Consider the following 19,802-nt stretch of genomic DNA (forward strand, 5'->3'; position numbering starts at 1 on the left):
CTCACGCCGCGACGGGTGCCTCCCACTCAGCGGCCGCGTTCTCGTCACGTTGCGCATTGCACGCGTCGAAATGCGCCTTCAGCGCGATCTCGGCGAGATATTCGAAATGTTCGGCCTGGCCGAGGAGTTCCCAGTTCTGAAGCGGCCTGCTGACGACAGAGGGACGCCAGCGCCCGGTAGCGACGTACGTTCTCCATGAGACCCTCCCTCGCGTTCACCGCGCTTATTGTCCTGATTTGCGTCAGGCCGATGGCGTTTATGCAAAACATTTGCTGCGGGCACAACGCGCCTAACCTCGGTTAATTTTCGAGAAGCTCCAGTAGGAATTTTAGTTCCAAACGTCAGCGCGGAACCCCGCCGGGTCCGTCGATACTTGCGCCTCCCGTTGTCTACCGGTTGCGTCCTCTTCGCCCACGCGCTTCGATTGCGCGGAACTAGATTGCAGGTTGGGAGCCCGCGCCGCCTCTGCCGCGAGGCGAATGGCCGCGATGTTTGCGGCATAGTCGGCACTGCTCTTGCCGCGAAACACGGCAGAGCCCGCCACGAGCGTATCCGCGCCGGCCGCCGCAACCGCCGCCGCATTATCGCGGGTGATACCGCCATCGACCTCGAGCCGGATCGGCCAGTCGCCGATCATGGCCTTGATCCGTGCGATCTTCGCCAGCTGGGAGTCCAGGAAAGCCTGGCCCCCGAAGCCCGGATTGACCGTCATCACCAGCACGAGGTCGAGACGATCGAGCACGTATTCGATCGTGCTCTCCGGTGTCGACGGACAGAGGCTGACGCCGGCCTTCTTGCCGAGCGCGCGGATCGCCTGGAGCGAGCGGTCGAGATGCGGACCCGCTTCGGCGTGAACAGTGATGACATCAGCCCCGGCCCTCGCGAACGCCTCGAGATAGGCATCGACCGGCGCGATCATGAGATGCACGTCGAAGACCTTCTTCGTCAGCGGCCGGATCGCCTTGATCACATCGGCGCCGAAACTGATGTTCGGGACAAAATGTCCGTCCATCACGTCGCAATGGATCCAGTCGGCGCCGGCCGCATCGATGGCCGCGATCTCCTCGCCGAGACGCGCGAAGTCTGCGGCCAGGATCGAGGGGGCAATAAGGATCTCGCTGGTCATGCCTTCACGCTCCTTTCCGCGGCCGGACCACCGTTGAAGACGCGGCTTGCAAGGACATCCGCCGGGTCGATGGTTTCGAGATCGGCGACATCGAGCATGCGGTTAAGATCGGACACCAGGCGATCGGCCTGCCGCAGGCGAATGCGGTCAACGGCGTTGCGGATCGAGCGGGCGTTGGAGAAGAACGGCTGGGTCCGGCGCAAGGCGACGTATTTCTCGAACGCCTCGCGCGCCGCTGCCGAGAAGCGATAGCCCCGCTCCTTCAGCATCAGCTCGGCGATGACGAGCAGCTCGACCTCCGCATAATCAGGGAACTCGATGTGGTGCGCGATGCGCGAGCGGAAGCCGGGATTGGAGGCGAAGAAGCTCGTCATCCGCTCGCCATAGCCGGCGAGGATCACGACCAGGTCCTCGCGCTGGTTTTCCATCACCTGGAGCAGGATCTCGATCGATTCCTGACCGTAGTCGCGCTCGTTGTCGGGCCGATGCAGATAATAGGCCTCGTCGATGAACAGCACGCCGCCCATCGCCTTCTTCAGGATCTCCTTCGTCTTCGGCGCGGTGTGGCCGATATACTGGCCGACGAGATCGTCACGCGTCACCGAGATCACCTGCCCGCGCCGCACGAAGCCGAGCCCGTGCAGGATCTTGGCCATGCGCAGCGCCACGGTGGTCTTGCCGGTGCCGGGATTGCCCGTGAACGACATGTGCAGCGTCGGCGGCGCCGCGGCGAGACCTGCGCGTTGACGGATGCGCTCGATCAGCAGCAGCGAGGCGATCTGGCGCACGCGGTTCTTCACCGGCTTGAGCCCGATCAGCTCGCGATCGAGTTGTTGCAGCGTATCGGTGATCCCGGCGGCTTCGGCCTCCTTGCGAAGATCGAATTGGGTCTCGCCCTGATCGGTCGTCGTTGCATGGGGGACATCGAGCATCGGCACCTCGAAGAAAAAAGCTTCGCCGCGGGGGAGGCGGCGAAGCAGTGGTCCGCCAAGGATACGGAGCAGGGAGAGCTCCGCGCGGAGGAGAATGGCTATTGAGCCGCGTGAGCAGCCGGCTTTCGCACGGTGGTGTAGCGGATCGCGCGTCCGGCCGCTTCCTGCCGCACCAGCTCGAATTCCGCTTCCTGCGGCGGCCGGTTGACGAGGAACGAGATCCGCACCGACTCCCAGCCATGACTGGAATCGAAGCCGCTGATGCGAATGTAGCGGTCGCCATAGACCCTGCGGCATTCGGCGAGCTCCATCATCACGCCGGCGGCGTCCTGGAGATCGAACATCGGCAGGCCCCACATCTCCCAATAGGTGTTGCGGGGATGCGGGTCGTCGGTGAATTCGATGTTCACCGCCCAGCCGTTGCTGAGGCAATACTGCACCTGGCTGGTGATCTGCTCGTCGGTCAGATCCGGCAGGTACGAGAAGCAGCCCTGGGTCAATTTCATGTCAAATCTCCTCAGACGGTTTCCAGCGCCGTCGGCACGAAGTCCGGCGTGTCGGTGGACTGATAGTTGAAGGTGACGTCCTTCCAGACATCGAGCGCTGCCTTCAGCGGCGTGCAGGTCTGGGCCGCCTTGGCCAGGATCTCAGGCCCTTCGTGGACGTAGTCGCGGCCTTCGTTGCGAGCGAGGATCATCGCTTCCAGCGCCACGCGATTGGCGGTCGCGCCGGCCGCAATCCCCATGGGATGGCCGATGGTGCCGCCGCCGAATTGCAGCACGACGTCCTCGCCGAGCAGGTCGAGCAGCTGGTGCATCTGGCCGGCATGGATGCCGCCGGAAGCCACCGGCATCAACTTGTTGAGGCTCGCCCAGGACTGGTCGAAGAACAGGCCATGCTCGAGCTTCATCGGGTTGAAGTCCTCGCGGCAGACATCGTAATAGCCGCGCGTGGTGTTGGGATCGCCTTCGAGCTTGCCGACCACCGTGCCAGCGTGGATGTGGTCGACACCGGCGAGGCGCATCCATTTGGCGATCACGCGGAACGACACGCCGTGGCTCTTCTGCCGCGTGTAGGTCGAGTGACCAGCGCGGTGCAGATGCAGGATCATGTCATTGCGCCGCGCCCATTTGGACATCGACTGGATCGCGGTGTAGCCGATCACGAGGTCGATCATGACGACGATCGAGCCGAGCTCCTTGGCGAACTCCGCACGCTCATACATGTCCTCCATCGTCCCAGCGGTGATGTTGAGGTAAGTCCCCTTCACCTCGCCGGTGGCCGCCTGGGCGCGGTTCACCGCCTCCATGCAGTAGAGGAAACGCTCGCGCCAATGCATGAAGGGCTGCGAGTTGATGTTCTCGTCGTCCTTGGTGAAGTCGAGCCCGCCCTTCAACGCCTCGAAGACCACGCGGCCGTAATTGCGGCCGGACAGACCGAGCTTGGGCTTGACCGTCGCACCCAGCAGCGGCCGGCCGAACTTGTCGAGCCGCTCGCGCTCGACCACGATGCCGGTCGCAGGGCCCTGGAACGTCTTCACATAGGCGACCGGGAAACGCATGTCCTCGAGCCGCAGTGCCTTCAGCGGCTTGAAGCCGAAGACGTTGCCGATGATCGAAGCCGAGAGGTTGGCGATCGAGCCCGGCTCGAACAGATCGAGGTCATAGGCGATGTAGGCGAAATAGGAGCCCGGCGAGCCCGGCACCGGATCGACACGATAGCATTTCGCGCGATACTTCTCGGCGGCCGTCAGGCGATCGGTCCACACCACCGTCCAGGTCGCGGTCGAGGATTCACCGGCGACCGCCGCCGAGGCCTCGATCGGATCGACGCCCTCCTGCGGCGTCACGCGGAACAGCGCGATGACGTCGGTGTCCTTCGGCACATAGTCGGGCTCCCAATAGCCCATGCGCTTGTATTCCATGACGCCCGAGCGATAGCGCTCTTTGCCGTGGACCGTGCCGGAGTGTACGTTCATGTCTCTCTCCTGCTCTTCTCTTTGCTCTTCTGATTGATTAGGCCGCGACGGGCTCGCGGGCGTCGATGCGTGGGTCGAGCTCGCCGGCGCGGTACCGCCGCGCCATCTCGCTCATCGGGACCACCTTGATCTTGCTGGCGTGGCCCGCGGTGCCGAACTGCTCGAACCGCTCGCGGCAAAGCTCTCGCATCGCATCCATCGCGGGTTTGAGGAATTTGCGCGGATCGAACTCATTGCGGCTCTGGGTGGCGACCTTGCGAAACACGGCGGTCATTGCGAGGCGGCAATCGGTGTCGATATTGACCTTGCGCACCCCACTCTTGATGCCGCGGACGATCTCCTCGACCGGCACGCCCCAGGTCTGTGGCATCTCGCCACCGAACTGATTGAACATGTCCTGGAGCGGCTGCGGCACCGAGGAGGAGCCGTGCATGACGAGATGCGTATTCGGCAGCCGGCGATGGATCTCCTCAACCACCTGCATCGCCAGGATGTCGCCATCGGGCTTGCGACTGAACTTGTAGGCGCCGTGCGAGGTGCCCATCGCGATAGCCAGCGCATCGACTTTCGTTGCGCGGACGAAATCCACCGCCTGGTCCGGATCGGTCAGCAGCTGGTCGTGGCTGACCTTGCCCTCGACGCCATGACCATCTTCCTGTTCGCCGCCGCCGTGTTCCAGCGAGCCGAGCACACCGAGCTCGCCTTCGACGGAGGCACCCACCCAATGAGCGAGATCGACGACGCGGCGGGTGATCGCGACATTGTAGTCATAATCGGCCGCCGTCTTGGCGTCGGCCTTGAGCGAGCCGTCCATCATCACCGAGGTGAAGCCATGGGCGATAGCCGAGGCGCAGGTCGCCTCGTCATTGCCGTGGTCCTGGTGCATGCAGAGCGGGATGTCCGGATAGGTCCGCTCCAGCGCGTCGATCATGTGCGAGAGCATGAGATCGCCGGCATAGCTGCGCGCGCCGCGTGAGGCCTGGATGATCACGGGCGCATCGACCTCGGCCGCCGCCTGCATGATCGCGATGCCCTGCTCCATGTTGTTGATGTTGAACGCCGGCACGGCGTAACCGTGGCTCGCGGCGTGATCGAGCAATTGGCGAAGCGTGATACGGGCCAAGGGTCGTCCTCCTTATTGGCTCTTGCGGGCGATTGCCCGGCGGGCCGCTTCCGCAATGCTTTGCGGTGTGATGCCGAATTCGCGGTACAGCACCGGCGCCGGCGCCGAGGCGCCGAAACCGCGCATGCCGACGAATTCACCGTCAGTGCCGATCCAGCGCGACCAGTCGCCCTGCACGGCCGCCTCGATGCCGACGCGCGGCGCGGTGCCGAGCACGGAGGCGCGGTAGTCGTCCGGTTGCTCCGCGAACAGCGCGAAGCACGGTGCGGAGACCACCGCTGCACGAATGTGCTCAGTCGCGAGCAGGCGCGCGGCTTCCATTGCAATCGACACTTCCGAGCCGGTTGCCATCAGCGTTATGTCGCGGCCGCCATCCGGCGAGACGACGAGATAGGCACCGTTCGCGACGCGGTTTCTGCCGCGCACATCGCTGCGGAAGGTCGGCAAAGCCTGCCGCGACAGGCACAGCACGGACGGACGATGCTCCGCAGCAAGTGCGCAATCCCAGGCCTCCAGCGTCTCCACGGCATCAGCCGGCCGGAACACGAGCAGGTTGGGAATGACGCGCAGCGCCGCGAGATGCTCGACCGGCTGGTGCGTCGGGCCATCCTCTCCGAGACCGATGGAGTCGTGGGTCATCACATGGATGACGCGCAGCCGCATCAGGGCCGCAAGGCGGATCGCAGGCCGGCTGTAATCGGAGAACGCGAGGAACGTACCGCCGTAGGGGATGAAGCCACCATGCAGCGCGAGGCCGTTCATCGCGGCGGCCATGCCGTGCTCGCGGATGCCGTAGTGGATGTAGTCGCCGGCGAATGCACCGTTCTTGACCGGCGCCTGCGCCTTGGCATGCGTCAGGTTCGAATGGGTCAGGTCCGCGGAGCCGCCGACCAGGCCGGGAATCGTCCCGGCGATGCCGTCGAGCACCTGTTGCGAGGCCTGCCGCGTCGCAAGCTTCGGCCGCTCGCTGGCAAAGCGCTCGCGCAATTTTGCGGCGGCCAGCGCATAGGCGGCCGGCAGCGCCGCGGCCTTGCCCTCGACGAACAGGTCGCGCTGCTCTGGCGTCGCATCTTCGTAACGATCGAGCCAGGCGAGCCGATCGACCTGCCCGCGCTGCCCGATCATCCGCCATGCCTTCTGGATCGTGACAGGCACCACAAAGGGCTGATAGTCCCAGCCGAGCGTCCGACGCGCCGCCGCCGTCTGCTCGGTGCCGAGCGGCGCGCCATGCGCCTTCTCGGTGCCCTGCCGATCAGGCGCGCCATAACCGATGATGGTGCGGCAGGCGATCAGCGACGGCTTTGCGGTCTCCCGCTCCTCCGCAATCGCCTGTGCGACGGCCTCAGGATCGTGCCCGTCGACGCGGCGCACCGACCAGCCGGAGGCGGCGAAGCGCGCGAGCTGGTCGTCCGACGTTGCAAGCGAGGTCGGACCGTCGATGGAGATGCCGTTGTCGTCGAACAGCACGATCAGCCGGCCGAGCCCGAGATGTCCGGCCAGCGAGATCGCCTCCTGGCTGATGCCCTCCATCAGGCAGCCGTCGCCGGCGATGACATAGGTGAAGTGATCGACGAGCTCGTCGCCATGCCGCGCATTGGCCATGCGCTCGGCGAGCGCCATGCCGACCGCGGTCGCAATGCCCTGCCCCAGCGGTCCCGTCGTGGTCTCGACGCCCGGGGTGTGGCCATATTCGGGATGCCCCGGCGTCTTCGAGCCCCATTGCCTGAAGGCCCTGATGTCGTCGAGGCTGACGTCGCCCCCGGTGAGGTGCAGCAGCGCATAGAGCAGCATCGAACCGTGGCCCGCCGACAGCACGAAGCGGTCGCGGTCCGGCCAGTTGGGGTGAGCCGAGTCGAATTTCAGGAAGCGCGAGAACAGCACGGTCGCGACATCGGCCATGCCCATGGGCAGGCCGGGATGGCCCGACTGCGAGGTCTCGATGGCGTCGACCGCGAGGAAGCGGACGGCGTTGGCGAGATCGTTATGCGTGACCGCCGTGAGGTCGGCTTCGGCGTGGACGGAGATGTTCATCGGATTCTCTCCCTGTTCACTTCAGGCTGCGCTTGCGCTCGATCAGCTGCATGATCAGCGGCGTCAGGATCAGCTGCATCGCGAGGTCGAGCTTGGCGCCGGGGCAGACGATCGAATTCGCGCGCGACATCCAGCTCTGCGGCAGCATCGACAGCAGATAGGGGAAGTCGATGCCGCGCGGATTCTTGAAGCGGATCACGACCATCGATTCGTCCGGCGTCGGGATCCAGCGCGCGATGAACGGATTTGAGGTATCGACCGTCGGCACGCGCTGGAAGTTGATGTCGGTCTCGGTGAATTGCGGGCAGATGTAGTGGATGTAGTCGGGCATCCGCCGCAGGATCGTGTCGGTCACGGCCTCGGTCGAATAGCCGCGCGCGCTGCGGTCGCGGTGCAGCTTCTGGATCCATTCGAGATTGATGACGGGCACGACGCCGATCTTGAGGTCGGCATAGCGCGCGACGTTGACCTTGTCGGTGACGACGGCGCCGTGCAGGCCCTCATAGAACAGCAGGTCGGAGTTCTCCGGCAGTTGCTTCCAGTCGGTGAAGGTGCCGGGCGCCACGCCATGCAGCGCGGATTCCTCGGCGTCATGGACGTAGTGCCGCGTCACCGCGGTGCCGGTCTCGCCGTAGTCGCGGAAGGCGCGCTCCAGCTCCTCGAACAGGTTGGTCTCGGGGCTGAAATGGCTGAAGTGCTTGTTGCCGCGCTCGGCCTCCTTCGCCATCTGCGTGCGCATCTCGGCGCGGTCGTAGCGATGGAAGGCATCGCCTTCGATGTAGACGGCGTTAACCTTCTCGCGGAAGAAGATCTGCTCGAAGGTCTTCTTGACCGAGGTGGTGCCCGCGCCGGAGGAGCCGGTGATGGAAATGATCGGATGCTTCCTTGACATGGGACGCCTCGCTCAGAGTCGGAAGAATCCGCGCCGCGCGAACAGCGGCGCTGAGACGCTGGCAACCAGCAGCGGATCGCAGTGCAATTCCTCGACGCGCCGCACCTCGTTGCTCGAGCCCATGATCAGCGGCACGCGCTGGTGCAGGCTTTGCGCTGCGAGGTCGAGGATGCGCTCGCGCCCGGTGGTGGCGGAGCCGCCGGCCTGCTCGATGATCATCGCCATCGGGTGCGCCTCGTAAGTGAGGCGCAGGCGGCCGTCGCCATAGCCTGGGCGCGCGTCCGAGGGATAGAGGAACACGCCGCCGCGGGTGAGGATGCGATAGGCCTCGGCAACCAGCGAGCCGATCCAGCGCATGTTGAAATCATGGTTGGCGGGTCCCTCGACGCCGGCGAGGCATTCGTCGATGAAGGCACGCACCGGCGAGTCCCAATGCCGGCGGTTCGATGCGTTGATCGCGAACTCCTCGCAGGCCTCGGATATCTGCACGGCGCTGCGCGCGAGGCGGAAGCAGCCGGCCTTGCGGTCGAGCGTGAAGATGTCGACGCCGTCGCCGAGCGTCAGCACCAGCGAGGTTTGCGGGCCGTAGGTGACGAAGCCCGCCGCGAGCTGCGCCGAGCCGCGCTGGTGGAAGGCGAGCGTGATGTCATCAGGCGCGGGCAGGATCGAGAAGATCGTGCCGACGGTCATGTTGATGTCGATATTGGAGGAGCCGTCGAGCGGATCGATCGCGACGCAGATGCGGCCTTCGCGGTCGCAGATCTGCGGCTCGCGCATCTCCTCCGACGCCAGCGCCGCGACCGGCAGCTTGCCGAGGCAGCGGCGCAGGATCGCATCCGCCTGCACGTCGAGATTCCGCTGGGCATCGCCGTCGCTGTTGCGGCCGGTGGTCAGGCCCGAAGCGTCCGCCAGATCGCCGGTGGCAATGAGGTCGGCGATCTCGATCGCGGCCGCCGCGATGGCGTCGACTGCGGCCGCCACCGCCAGCGCGTGCGGCGCGGTCTCTGAATACCGTTGAAGGTGGTCGTCCAGCCTGAGTTGCCCGGTCATCTGCGTCCATCCCCTGGGCCGGCGCCGCATCCATTGCCTCCAGGCTGGAGGTCGGTGCGATCAGTCCCGGCATCAGGAGATTGACAGGGGCAGCTTAATAAGGAAAATTTCTATTCATAATGAGCGCCAAAGAATTTTCTTATAATGGCCCCGGCCATGCGGCGGCCCAGCTCCGGCATCTGACGATCCGGCAGCTTCGGTCGCTTGCGGCGCTGTCGGCCAAGGGCAGCGTGACGGCGGCCTCCGGCCATCTCGGCCTGACGCAGCCGGCCGTGACCCAGCAGCTCCGGCAGCTTCAGGACCTCGCCGGCCTGCCGCTGGTGCAGCGGACCGGCGACGGCATGCTGCTGACGGAGGCGGGCAAGGAGGTGCTGGCGCTGGCCGAGCGGGTCGAAGCCGCGATCATGGATTGCCAGGGCTCGCTCGACCTGCTTGCGGGGCGGACCGGCGGCACGGTGCAGCTCGGCGCGGTCTCGACCGCGAAATATTTCGTGCCGCATGCGATCGCGGCGTTCTCGAAGCGGCACCCCAAGATCGAGATCAAGCTCACCATCGGCAATCGCGAGGAGATCCGCGAGGCCATGCACGGCTACGACCTCGATTTCGCGGTGATGGGTCGGCCACCGGCCGACGTCAGCGTCGACGTCCGTCAGCTCGGACGCAATCCGCACGTCATCGTCGCGCGCAAGGGGCACTGGCTGGAGAAGGATTCCGGCCTCAGCCTAACCGATCTCGTGCACGAGACCTTCCTCACCCGCGAGCCCGGCTCGGGCACGCGGACGCTGATGGAGGGCATGTTCCAGAGGTCGGATCTCGAGCCGATCATCGGCATGGAGATGAGCAGCAACGAGACCATCAAGCAGGCGGTGATCGCCGGGCTCGGCATCGCCTTCATCTCGGCCCACACGGTCGCGCATGAGCTCACCGAGGGCCGGCTCATCGTGCTCGATGTCGCCGGCCTGCCGATCGTCCGCCAGTGGTACGTGATCCGTCGCAGCGACAAGGTGCTGCTGCCGCCGGCGCAGGCGATGTTCGATTTCCTTGGCTCCGAAGGGTCGAACTATCTGCCAGTCGTGCCGGAGTTCGGCGGGCCATAGCCCGCCGGTGCCTACGCCATCAGCTTCATCGCGATGGTCGCCGCCAGAATGACGATGATCTGCAGCAGGCGCTCGGTCGTGAAGATGCGGTTGAAGGTGGTCATCGCTCGCCCCCGGCCTCCGTGAAGGAGATCTCGATCGGGATGTTGCTAGCACAAGCGGGCATCGAGACAACTCGGTAGTCGCCCCGGGTCGCCCGGCCCCGACAGGGCCGGTTGCGCCCCGCCCTGCGCGGCGGGCAATCAGGCCGCGAGCGGAGCGGCGTGGTCCATGCGCGCGGCGAAATAGGCTTCCAGCTCCGTCAGCGCCCGTGCTTCCCACTCCCTCGCCTGCTCCAGCAGCGACCAGCTCTGGCCCGGGCGGAATGCGGCGGTCTGGCGATAGAGCGATGCGATGCCGCGATAGCGACGCACGTTCTCCAAGATGGCGTGACCGTTCATGTCTAGAAACTCCCTCGTCATTCCCGGGGGAGAAATTGCGGGCAAATCTTTTTCGAAAAGTTAGCGGCGAGCAGCAAGCTCGCGCATGGTTGCCGGACTGTTGCGCGGGCGCAACGTGCACGCTCGCGCAACGCCGAATTATTGCGAATTCGTTGCCGCGCTCTTGCCCGAAGGCTTCAGCCCGTCGCGGCTGATGATGGTCATCGTCTCGCGGCAGAGATCGGCGAGGCCGATCAGGAGCACGGCGAGCAGGCAGAACAGGTTGATGGAATCGGCATTCGCGCTGGTTAGCGGGGTGAACTCGAAGAACGGCGGAATGAACGCCCACCACACCAGCAGGATGGTGAGCAGCGCGGCGAATGTCGCCGCCGGCACGCCCGCGACAAGCGCAAGCACGAACAGGCCGGGCAGGAACGCTGCGAAATAAAGCTTTGCGCCAAGCGCGACGCAGACGCCCTGAAGCAGGGCCGACACTGCGACGATGACTAGGCCCAGCAGGAACGCCTGCCACGACCATGGCCGTACCCGCGGTACGCCAAACAGCCCCGCACGCCTCATCAGCCTCCCCCTGCCGCCCGTTAACCAGGTCCGATTGCGACGAAAGTACTACAGCTGCAACCAATCCGCGAGATGGAAATTGCGGCCCACACGGCATGGTACGGCCACGAATCTGCGGCTTGGTAAACACCCGCATCGCACAATTTCCGTCCCGGCCGGCCGCTACTCGGTGGCCGCATAGAGCAGGCCCGCGACGGGCAGAGCGAGGCCAATGGCCGATGCGAGCGTCCAGCCGCCTTGCGCGAAGGCCCAGGCGCCGATCGCGGCGCCGGCGGCGAAGAACGTCGCCATATAGAGGCCGTTGAGGCGGCTGCGGTGCTCGTGCCCGAGCGTGAAGATGGCGCGGAAGCCGAGCACGACGTTGCCCTGCACGCCGATATCGATGGCAATGGCGGCCACGACCAATCCGGAGAGGTTCAGCATCGAGCCGGGCGCGCCGATATAGGTCGCGAGGAAGCCGGCGGCCGCGAGCAGCATCGCAACCAGCGTCGCGATGCGGCTATGGCCGTGATCGGCGAGCCGGCCCGCGATCGGAGCTGCGAAGACGCCCGCGACGCCGGCGAGCGCGAACAGCGCGATGCCGCGCTGGGAGAAGCCGAACGCGCCGGCGAGCTGGAGCGGCGCGACGGTCCAGAACAGGGTGAAGCAGCCGAACAGGCTCGCCTGGTAGAGCGCGCGGCGCCGGAGCAGCGGCGTGGTCCGGGCCAGATGCGGCATCGACAGCAGCAGCGTGCCGTAATGCATGCGCGCGACGGGCTTGCGCTTCGGCAGCGCCATCCAGAGCGCGGCCGCGAGCACGATCATCAGCGCAGCGGATGCGAAGAACACCGCATGCCACGACGAGGCCGCGGTGACGAAGCTCGACACCGGGCGCGCCAGCATGATGCCCAGCATCAGGCCGGTCGAGACGTTGCCGACGACGCGGCCGCGGATCGCCGCGGGCGCCAGATGCGCGGCATAGGGAATGATGATCTGCACCGCGACCGAGCCAAGGCCGATGAACAGCGCGGCCACCAGGAACGGCAGCGCATGGGTGGCGAAGGCGGCGGCGAGCAATGCGGCGGCGCCGAGCGTGATGACGGAGCAGATCAGCGCGCGGTTCTCGACGAGATCGCCGAGCGGCACGATGAAGAGCAGCCCCACGCCATAGCCGATCTGGGTCATGGTCACGATCAGCCCCGCCGCCGCATGGGACAGGCCGAGCGCGGCGCTGATCGGGGCGATCAGCGGCTGGGCGTAATAGAGGTTGGCGGCGACCATGCCACAGGCCGCGGCAAGCACGAAGGTCAGGCGCTGCGACACCGCATCCGGCTCGGGCGCGGTCTCGATCGTGGCATTCATCGTCATTGATGCAGTCTCCGATAATCGGGAACGATCATTCCCTAATAGGACATGAATTCAGGCGAGCAGCTTCATCGCGACGCCGACCAGGCGCTCGCCATCGAGCGGCAGGCGCGCCTTGCCGACGACGCGCATGCCTTGCGTGATGCAGATCATCAGCCGCGCGGTGTCGTCGGCATTGACATGGCCCGGAATCGAGCCGTCGGCCTGGCCCTCGCGAATGAGGCCGGCGATGAAGTCTTCGTTGGTCTCGAGCTGCGCGCTGACGCGGGTGCGGATCACCGGATCGACCGCCGACAATTCGACCGCGCTGCCGACCACGAGGCAGCCGCGCCGCCCCTCGATGCCCTGGGAGTGCTCGACATAGGACAAGAGGACGTTGCGCAGCCGCTCGCGGCCGCTCGCACCGCGCCCGGCCGCGCTGCGGGTCTGCTCCCCGCGTACCGCGACGTAGCGCTCGAAGGCGGCGAGGAACACGGCATGCTTGTCGCGAAACGCCTTGTAGACGCTGCCGGTCGCAAGCCGCATCGCCGCAGTGAGGTCGCCGATCGAGGTGGCGTGATAGCCGCGCTCGCGAAACACGCGCAGGGCACGGTCGAGCGCGGTATCCATGTCGAACTCCCGGGGACGACCGGGCGGACGGATGCTGGCTTGCGACTGGCGAGCGGCTTTTTGCATTGCGGCATAATAGGGAATGATTGTTTCCGAATAAAGACACGTGGTTGTGATTGTTGGATGGACGAAGTGCGGAGCGGCCGATTTGCAGCCGGGAAAGCGCCAAACCCGTCATCCTGAGGTGCGAATGATGGGACGCGGAGCGACCCATCGGAAGCCTCGAAGGATAAACGGCCGAGATGCAGCCGGGCCGTCGCCCTTCGAGGCTTGCTCTGCGGCGCGATGCGCCACAGAGCGCGCACCTCAGGGTGACGGGATGGAGGGAACGCACACTGCCTCCACACGTCATTGCGAGCGCAGCGAAGCAATCCAGAATCCCTCCGCGGAAAGACTCTGGATTGCTTCGCTGCGCTCGCAATGACGGAGTATGAGGCATCGGCTGCGTCCTCCAAGTACCACTGTCATTCCCCGCGACCCGGCTACGCCAAGGCTTCGCCGGGGTTGAGGTCCAGGGGCGCCGAAGCTTTAGCGTAGGCGGCAGGCGGGGAATCCAGTACGCCGCGGCTCCTCGGCTGAACCACAACTGTCTCGGAGTACTGGATCGCCCGGTCAAGCCGGGCGATGACACCAAGTGTGTGGAGGCAGGCACGCCTTCGCATCCTCGCGGCGCATTTCGCCCGAGCTTTGCTTGATCTCTCCACCCTCTTGTCCAAGAGGGCGCGGGGAAGGCCGGGTGCTGACCTCGCACCCGCGGTCCGCTGCGCGAAAGGTAGCGCAAAGGAGACCGCACAGCAGCATACAGGTGGTGCCAATCACTCGGCCTTCCCTGCGCAGTGGTTGGACGGCTTATGCCGTGCTCTCCCGGGAGCCGAGTTCGTTCTGGCCTCCCTCGCCCCAGCGGAATTCACCGACAGCGCGCCGGTTGACGCGACTGCCGCCTCCGCAAGAGCTTGACCGTAGCAACGACGGCCGGAACCACACGGTTTTGCCGTACGCGCGGCCCGCCATTTCGCCGCAGTTTTCCCAGCCCTGTCGACGGAGCCGGAAACTTACAGACGAGACGAACCTGTCAGCGCCGTTCGTCTACGCGAAGTTTTGGGCTCACGGAGAGCAGTCCGCCCTGCCCTTAACCTCGCGCCCGACGCTGCCGCGTCCACCGCAAGCCCGGCTCGCGAAAATGACGACCACATGATCGCCCCTCAAGGATGAGCCGGGATGGGCGACACATACGACAAATCCGAATTTCGGTAAAGTGGAATATTTTTGGCGCGGTGGGTTGACAGCGAAGCGAAACACCGGTTTCCAGCGTCATTCCGGGGCGTCGCGCAGCGACGAACTATGATCCGCAATTGCGCATCTGAATCCATTGAGCGGCATGTCTTGCGGCCCGATGGATTCCGGGCTCGATGCTTCGCATCGCCCCGGAATGACGAAGGAGAGAGCATCACCCCTTCGGCCGCACCAGCGTGCCGTCCGCCATGGTCGCCACACCCTTCCGTTCCACGATCATGCCATAGGCCCGCGGCTGGCGATGAACGTCGAAATTGAACGTCGTGCGCTTGTAGGAATTGCAGAGGTCGAGATCGCAGCGGGCGAGCGCGATCTCGTCGCCCTTGGTCGTGCATCGCGCCACGATCTCGCCGGAGGGCGCGATGATACAGCTGCCGCCGATGTGGTCGACGCCCTCCTCGACGCCGGCCTTGGCGACGCCGACCACGAAGGTGCCGTTCTGGTAGGCGCCCGACTGCATCACCAGGTGATTGTGGAACAGCGAGAGGTCGTCATGCTCCGGCGCGGGCGGATTGTGCACCGGCGTGTTGTAGCCGATCATCACCATCTCGACGCCCTGCAGGCCCATCACGCGGTAGGTCTCGCTCCAGCGGCGATCGTTGCAGATCGCCATTCCCATCATACCGCCGAACGCATCGACGACGCCAAAGCCACTGCCGGGCTCGAAATAGCGTTTTTCCAGATGCTGGAATTCGCGCCACGGCTCGTGCTCGGCATGACCGGGCAGATGGACCTTGCGGTACTTCGCGACGATCGCGCCGCTCTTGTCGACGAGAATGGAGGTATTGTAGCGCCTGACGATGCCGGCCTCGACCGCCAGCTCGGCATAACCGAGGTAAAATCCGATGCCGCGCTCACGGGCGAGATCGAACAGGGCTCGCGTCTCCGGCCCCGGCATCTCGCGCTCGAAAAAGCTGTCGATCTCGGCCTGATCCTCGAAATACCAGCGCGGAAAGAAGGTGGTCAGCGCGAGCTCGGGATAGACGATCAGGTCGCAGCCATTGGCCTTGGCCTGGCGCATCAACGCTATCAGCCGCGCCACGACCTCGGTTCTGGTCTCGCGCCTCGCAATCGGGCCAAGCTGGCCGGCTGCGACGTTCACAAATCTCGCCACGCGTCTTTCCTTTGCTTCCTGCACTGCTTCGCCGAACGCTATCGCGCGGCGTGACCGCGCATATGCAGATTCCGCGCCTATTGAAGCTCACAGCGCAAGAGCAAGACCGGTCTGCGCACCGAATCAAGGAACTTCCGTTGCCGATCTGCAACGGTTCCCCACGGTCTGAAGCCGGACAAAAGAAACTCCCATTGCGGCCACGAACCGCTCTCACAACGCCGTGAGACTATCAGGGGAACGACGATGCGCGCACAACGCGTTTGGAAAGTGAATGGAGCCGCCAGCATCGGGCAACTCCAATCCAGACTGGACGATCTGAACAAGCGTCTCAGCCAACTCGAAAACCAGAGTCCGGAGAACTGGAAGCTCGAAGAGCTGAGATCGAGCGCGCTCAGCCTGTCGCGTGAGATCGACGACATCCGCTGCGCCGAGGCGACGGCGGCGTTGAGCGAGCTGCTGCGGAAGTAGCAGGCCTGCCGATTCGGCGGCTCGTAGGATGGGTAGAGCGAAGCGAAACTCATCGACCCACTCGGGGGGACGAAAGTGATGGGTTTCGCAAGGGCTCTACCCATCCTGCGCAGCTCAACGATTCGCGAACGGCGCAGGAACCAACCTTGCTCGCCGCCATTTCCATGCTGAGTATGGAGCAAGATCATGACCAGGCATCTGACACGAGCCCATCTTGCGCGCGGCGTGGCCGGCGCCGTATCCACGCTGGTCCTGTGCACGGCGGCGGCCTTCACCATCGCGCACCACTTCGCGCCGTGAGGACTATCCCATGACGTCCGACCCCGAGGAGTCGGTCAGACTGCAAGGGTTTGGCGAGATGACGTTGCGTACGGCGATCGCGACGCTGATGACGCTCGCCCCGCGCGAGCGCGTCGAGGCTGCCATCTTCCGCGTTCGCGACGGCGTGCAGCTCGCGCAAAGCGAGATCGCTGAGCTCGCCTCCGAATGGGACATCCCGCCGACGCCCGAAATCAGATCGCCAAAACTCGTCCCGGAGCAGCACTGGACAGACATCGTGCGCGGCATGGTGCGCGAGGCGCCGCTGCCGTCGCTGATGGTGGCGTTTTTGGTGGGCGTGCTGGTGGCAAGGCGGTAGTCTCGCGACAACCGCCGGCTGCGGCAGGATCGATCACTTCTGCTCGCTTGCTCGCATCTCCTCGGCGTAAGGACGCAAAGCCGCGGACATGTCGTCGAGGCGCTTCTGCCACTCGGCACCAGGCATGAAGGCGATCACCGGCTCGTCGCCGGGCGAGCCCGTCAAGTATTCGGGATTGCGCAGGCCGTCGGCAATCGCGGCTTCCAGCTTCTTGACGATGTCGTCCGGAACGCCCTTCGGGACCGCAAAGCCGCGTTCTGCCGTCGACGTGACCGGAAAGCCCACCTCTTCTGCTGTCGGAACTTCGGGCAGCGATGGAAAGCGCTTCTTCGACAGGATCGCGATGACGCGAAGCGGCCCCTTGTTGGTGCCATGCAATTCGGGAATCTCGCTGAGACTGACCATCCCGACTTCCAGATGCCCACCCAACAGATCGGTCCGCTGTGCCGCCGTTCCTCTGTAGGAGATTTCGTTGGGCTCGACCTTCGCGGCTGCCGCGAGCATGCGAATGGCCAGATGACCGTTCGTGCCGGCACCATTGTGACCAAACGTCACCGAGCCCGGCTTGCTGCGAAGTGCGGCAACGACATCCGGCAGATTGTTGAATCTGCTGTCTGCGGGCACCACGATCACGTTCGGATCTTCGACGACGCGAGCGACCAGCCGGATTTCGTCCGTGGTGTATTGGGTTTTGCGGGTCATCGGCAGGAAGTTGTAGCCCGGCACGTTGACGACGCCCATCGCATTGCCGTCGGGCACCGCGCGCGCGATCGACGCAAACGCGATCTCTCCACCGGCGCCGGGCTTGTTCAGGACCACAAACTTCGCCTTGCCGCCGAGCGCGCGCTCGACAAAGGGAAGAAGCTTGCGCGCCATGACATCGGTGCCGCCGCCGGGCGCAAAGCCAACGACGACTTCGATTGGCTTGTCGTCCGGCCACGCCGCCCATGCCGACCCGCAGGCAGCGAAGCCAAGAGCTGCGACGAGCGCGAGGATTTTCTTGTTCATGATTTCCAACCCTGTTTTTTGTTATTGGCCGACCGTGCCCTCGAACGCGCGATCGACTATGCGCCCATCTAGCCGCCGCCCCGATCAGATGGCAACTGGTTATGCCGAGCGAAGGGATTTGATCGCGCGCGACGGCTTCACCGATCACGCAAGCGCGTAGATGCAGCGTCGTCGAAATTCCGATAGCTTTGCGCAACACATTTGCGCGCGAGAGATGCTCGATGGCGAAGGCAACGATTGGCGATCTGGAAGGTGGCGCAGCTTTTTGCGCCTGGTTCGAGGGTGTCCCCTCATTCCACGATGCAACGTTGCGGGAGCTGGAGCTGCGCCAGGGCGCGCCAAGCCGGCTGGTGGCTCACGCGTTCCAGATGACGTCAGAGATCGATGAGCGCGGCTATTTCGTGCTGACGAAGCATGTGGACGTCACGTTCACGATCTTCGAGCTGATCGAGGTCCAGCTATTCGAATTCACGGAAGCCGGCATCATGTTCGGGCTCGACATCGAGGTCAATCCCGACGGCACGACGCTGAGCTTCGAGTCCAGCTATGGGGTACGCGGCCGGATCAAGGCGAAGCGGATCGTGGTCTCGTTCGAGCCCCGGCCCGCAGGGTCACCCTGAACCTGGCAAGCCATGCCGCCGCGACAGGCCGCCCTGCGAGGGCCAAATCGGCCGTGGACCCGATCCCGAAATCGTTGCAAAAAGGCGCCTTGAGGCGCCGGCGGCCGGTCCGCCAAGTCTCTGGAAAACGTCGACTTTTGAAATAATGGTCGGAGTGGCAGGATTCGAACCTGCGACCCCTGCGTCCCGAACGCAGTGAGTGTCTTCTAAGTTATTGACTTTCCTGATACGGCAGCCCTGCCGGTCGCGTTCTGTTCACGTTCGTTTCGTCCAATTCGTTGCGAATTCATTGCGGCATTCCTCCACGAGAATGAGAGCTGACGACGAAATGAGATCAAAGCCATCGCTAACAGTGCGCTGATCGGGGGCGCGACAACCGAGTTGGGCGTCGGCGCCGCCGATCGCTACCGGACGGCGGTGACGTCGGACGGAGGCGGACTGCGGCTCAATGGCACGAAGTATTACGAACTGGCACGCTATACGCCGATAACTTGATCGTAGCGGCTGACCAGAGCGGCAAGCGGATCGCCGTACTCGTCGACACCAATTAGCCCGGCGTCAGCATCCACGACGATTGGGATGGCTTCGGCCACCGCGAGCGGTACAACTGATTTCAAGAATGTAGCGATCCCCGAGGACCGAATTCTTGGTCCCGGATTTAGGACGGAGAGCCGGTTTTTTGGAACGGCATATGTTCAGCTGGTCCTGCTTGCGACCCTCGCTGGAATTGCGCGGCGCGTCGCTAGCGACACGACGGAGTGGATTAAGGCGCGAACCCGCACGTTCACGCACGCCGTTGCCGACCTGCCGCGGAACGATCCCTGGTGCAACAGGTCATCGGCAAGCTTTTCAGCGCTGCTTTTGGTGCGCGTGCAGCAGTCCTCGCCGGCGTCGACGAGCTCGCGAGAACACTCGACAGGCCGCTAACAGGACCCGCAACAGCTTGATGCGTCTGAGCTCGCGGCAGCACAGGCACAGTTGTCGTCTCTCGCCGCGACGACCGAGCGTTTCGAGGTCGGCGGAGCTTCTCTGATCTCCGAGAACTCGCGATCGACCGGCATTGGCGGAACGCGCGCACCATCGCCTCCCACAACCCGGTGAACTTCAAGCTCCGCGCGATCGGCGGATATGAATTGAATGACGAGCCCTGCTATACGCGTGGAGCGCAGGTATCCGAGCGACACGACAATACAGCAGCTAACCACTGGCTTTTCGGCAGCTTCATGCTTTGCCAGGCGAGGCCGCTCGGACCCCCGTGGATGGGATTGCCGCGGACGTCGACCTCACCATCTGCGACGGGAGCAAAGGACGCGGTGAGCGGCCGTGCTCACCGTATCTCGGCGACAGTGCCGGCGCTCCTGCTGTAGGAAGGCGAGATGCTCGCCTGGCCGATCTGCCTGTTCTGGTCCGCGGTGAGACTTAGCCTCGCACTTGTTCTAATTGGCATTGCAAGCATGCCAGCCACCCGATAAACGATCCCCC

General features: G+C 64.7%; 19 protein-coding genes and 1 pseudogene. 4 read left to right on the forward strand and 16 right to left on the reverse strand.

All coding sequences use genetic code 11. The features are described from left to right. Nucleotide 1: 1 nt before the first annotated feature. The 9 genes and pseudogenes from GGD63_RS40830 to GGD63_RS22805 form a co-directional block, all read right to left on the reverse strand. A pseudogene (locus GGD63_RS40830) lies at nucleotides 2-197 on the reverse strand (hypothetical protein). Nucleotides 198-328: 131 nt separating this feature from the next. Further along, nucleotides 329-1,126, reverse strand: a complete 798-nt coding sequence (rpe, locus tag GGD63_RS22770; protein ID WP_246785598.1) for a ribulose-phosphate 3-epimerase — start codon at nucleotides 1,124-1,126, stop codon at nucleotides 329-331. Continuing rightward, nucleotides 1,123-2,058, reverse strand: a complete 936-nt coding sequence (gene cbbX, locus GGD63_RS22775) for a CbbX protein (RefSeq protein WP_183245384.1) — start codon at nucleotides 2,056-2,058, stop codon at nucleotides 1,123-1,125. The genes rpe and cbbX overlap by 4 nt, the downstream gene beginning before the upstream one ends. 98 nt (nucleotides 2,059-2,156) lie before the next feature. Then, nucleotides 2,157-2,564 carry a ribulose bisphosphate carboxylase small subunit gene (locus tag GGD63_RS22780; protein ID WP_183245385.1) on the reverse strand — a complete coding sequence of 136 codons (408 nt, stop codon included), beginning with the start codon at nucleotides 2,562-2,564 and terminating at the stop codon, nucleotides 2,157-2,159. 11 nt (nucleotides 2,565-2,575) lie between these two features. Continuing rightward, a complete protein-coding gene (locus GGD63_RS22785; RefSeq protein ID WP_183245386.1) occupies nucleotides 2,576-4,036 on the reverse strand; it encodes a form I ribulose bisphosphate carboxylase large subunit in 1,461 nt (486 codons plus the stop codon). A gap of 37 nt (nucleotides 4,037-4,073) precedes the next feature. Then, the gene (fba, locus tag GGD63_RS22790) at nucleotides 4,074-5,159 is read right to left on the reverse strand and encodes a class II fructose-bisphosphate aldolase (protein WP_183245387.1); all 1,086 of its coding nucleotides are present in this window, start codon (nucleotides 5,157-5,159) and stop codon (nucleotides 4,074-4,076) included. Nucleotides 5,160-5,171: 12 nt separating this feature from the next. Then, on the reverse strand, nucleotides 5,172-7,190 hold the full coding sequence (gene tkt / locus GGD63_RS22795) for a transketolase (protein ID WP_183245388.1): 2,019 nt from the start codon (nucleotides 7,188-7,190) through the stop codon (nucleotides 5,172-5,174). Nucleotides 7,191-7,206: 16 nt separating this feature from the next. Beyond that, nucleotides 7,207-8,082 carry a phosphoribulokinase gene (locus tag GGD63_RS22800; RefSeq protein WP_183245389.1) on the reverse strand — a complete coding sequence of 292 codons (876 nt, stop codon included), beginning with the start codon at nucleotides 8,080-8,082 and terminating at the stop codon, nucleotides 7,207-7,209. A gap of 12 nt (nucleotides 8,083-8,094) precedes the next feature. After that, entirely contained in the window at nucleotides 8,095-9,132 is a 1,038-nt protein-coding gene (locus tag GGD63_RS22805) for a class 1 fructose-bisphosphatase (RefSeq protein ID WP_183245390.1), read from the reverse strand. 119 nt (nucleotides 9,133-9,251) lie between these two features. On the opposite strand from GGD63_RS22805, the gene GGD63_RS22810 reads away from it, so the two are divergent. Beyond that, complete coding sequence (locus GGD63_RS22810; RefSeq protein ID WP_183245391.1) at nucleotides 9,252-10,229, forward strand: LysR family transcriptional regulator; 978 nt, start codon at nucleotides 9,252-9,254, stop codon at nucleotides 10,227-10,229. A 242-nt stretch (nucleotides 10,230-10,471) separates the two neighbouring features. Here the strand turns inward: GGD63_RS22810 and GGD63_RS22815 are convergent, their stop codons facing one another. The 5 genes from GGD63_RS22815 to GGD63_RS22835 all read right to left on the reverse strand — a co-directional run bounded on the left by GGD63_RS22815 (nucleotide 10,472) and on the right by GGD63_RS22835 (nucleotide 15,587). Next, nucleotides 10,472-10,669 carry a hypothetical protein gene (locus tag GGD63_RS22815; RefSeq protein WP_183245392.1) on the reverse strand — a complete coding sequence of 66 codons (198 nt, stop codon included), beginning with the start codon at nucleotides 10,667-10,669 and terminating at the stop codon, nucleotides 10,472-10,474. 138 nt (nucleotides 10,670-10,807) lie between these two features. Then, nucleotides 10,808-11,227: a DUF4118 domain-containing protein gene (locus tag GGD63_RS22820; protein WP_183245393.1), complete on the reverse strand. Its 420-nt coding sequence runs from the start codon at nucleotides 11,225-11,227 to the stop codon at nucleotides 10,808-10,810. A 162-nt stretch (nucleotides 11,228-11,389) separates the two neighbouring features. Continuing rightward, nucleotides 11,390-12,574 (reverse strand): MFS transporter, encoded by a 1,185-nt coding sequence (locus GGD63_RS22825; protein WP_183245394.1) that lies wholly within the window; start codon nucleotides 12,572-12,574, stop codon nucleotides 11,390-11,392. Between the two features lie 51 nt (nucleotides 12,575-12,625). Further along, entirely contained in the window at nucleotides 12,626-13,246 is a 621-nt protein-coding gene (locus GGD63_RS22830) for a TetR/AcrR family transcriptional regulator (RefSeq protein WP_183245395.1), read from the reverse strand. 1,381 nt (nucleotides 13,247-14,627) lie between these two features. Beyond that, entirely contained in the window at nucleotides 14,628-15,587 is a 960-nt protein-coding gene (locus tag GGD63_RS22835; protein WP_183245396.1) for an N-carbamoyl-D-amino-acid hydrolase, read from the reverse strand. A 243-nt stretch (nucleotides 15,588-15,830) separates the two neighbouring features. Here GGD63_RS22835 and GGD63_RS22840 point away from each other — a divergent pair, with 243 nt between their 5' ends. Together GGD63_RS22840 and GGD63_RS22845 are read left to right on the forward strand one after the other, a co-directional pair. Beyond that, nucleotides 15,831-16,055 carry a hypothetical protein gene (locus tag GGD63_RS22840; protein WP_183245397.1) on the forward strand — a complete coding sequence of 75 codons (225 nt, stop codon included), beginning with the start codon at nucleotides 15,831-15,833 and terminating at the stop codon, nucleotides 16,053-16,055. Nucleotides 16,056-16,365: 310 nt separating this feature from the next. Further along, nucleotides 16,366-16,692, forward strand: a complete 327-nt coding sequence (locus tag GGD63_RS22845; protein WP_183245398.1) for a hypothetical protein — start codon at nucleotides 16,366-16,368, stop codon at nucleotides 16,690-16,692. 33 nt (nucleotides 16,693-16,725) lie between these two features. Here the strand turns inward: GGD63_RS22845 and GGD63_RS22850 are convergent, their stop codons facing one another. Continuing rightward, a complete protein-coding gene (locus tag GGD63_RS22850) occupies nucleotides 16,726-17,700 on the reverse strand; it encodes a tripartite tricarboxylate transporter substrate binding protein (protein WP_183245399.1) in 975 nt (324 codons plus the stop codon). 221 nt (nucleotides 17,701-17,921) lie between these two features. On the opposite strand from GGD63_RS22850, the gene GGD63_RS22855 reads away from it, so the two are divergent. Beyond that, a complete protein-coding gene (locus tag GGD63_RS22855) occupies nucleotides 17,922-18,320 on the forward strand; it encodes a hypothetical protein (protein ID WP_183245400.1) in 399 nt (132 codons plus the stop codon). A gap of 476 nt (nucleotides 18,321-18,796) precedes the next feature. Here the strand turns inward: GGD63_RS22855 and GGD63_RS22860 are convergent, their stop codons facing one another. Then, nucleotides 18,797-18,937 (reverse strand): hypothetical protein, encoded by a 141-nt coding sequence (locus tag GGD63_RS22860; RefSeq protein WP_157336773.1) that lies wholly within the window; start codon nucleotides 18,935-18,937, stop codon nucleotides 18,797-18,799. Between the last annotated feature and the right edge of the window lie 865 nt (nucleotides 18,938-19,802).

The organism is Bradyrhizobium sp. cir1 (assembly GCF_014198245.1).
Lineage (GTDB): Bacteria > Pseudomonadota > Alphaproteobacteria > Rhizobiales > Xanthobacteraceae > Bradyrhizobium.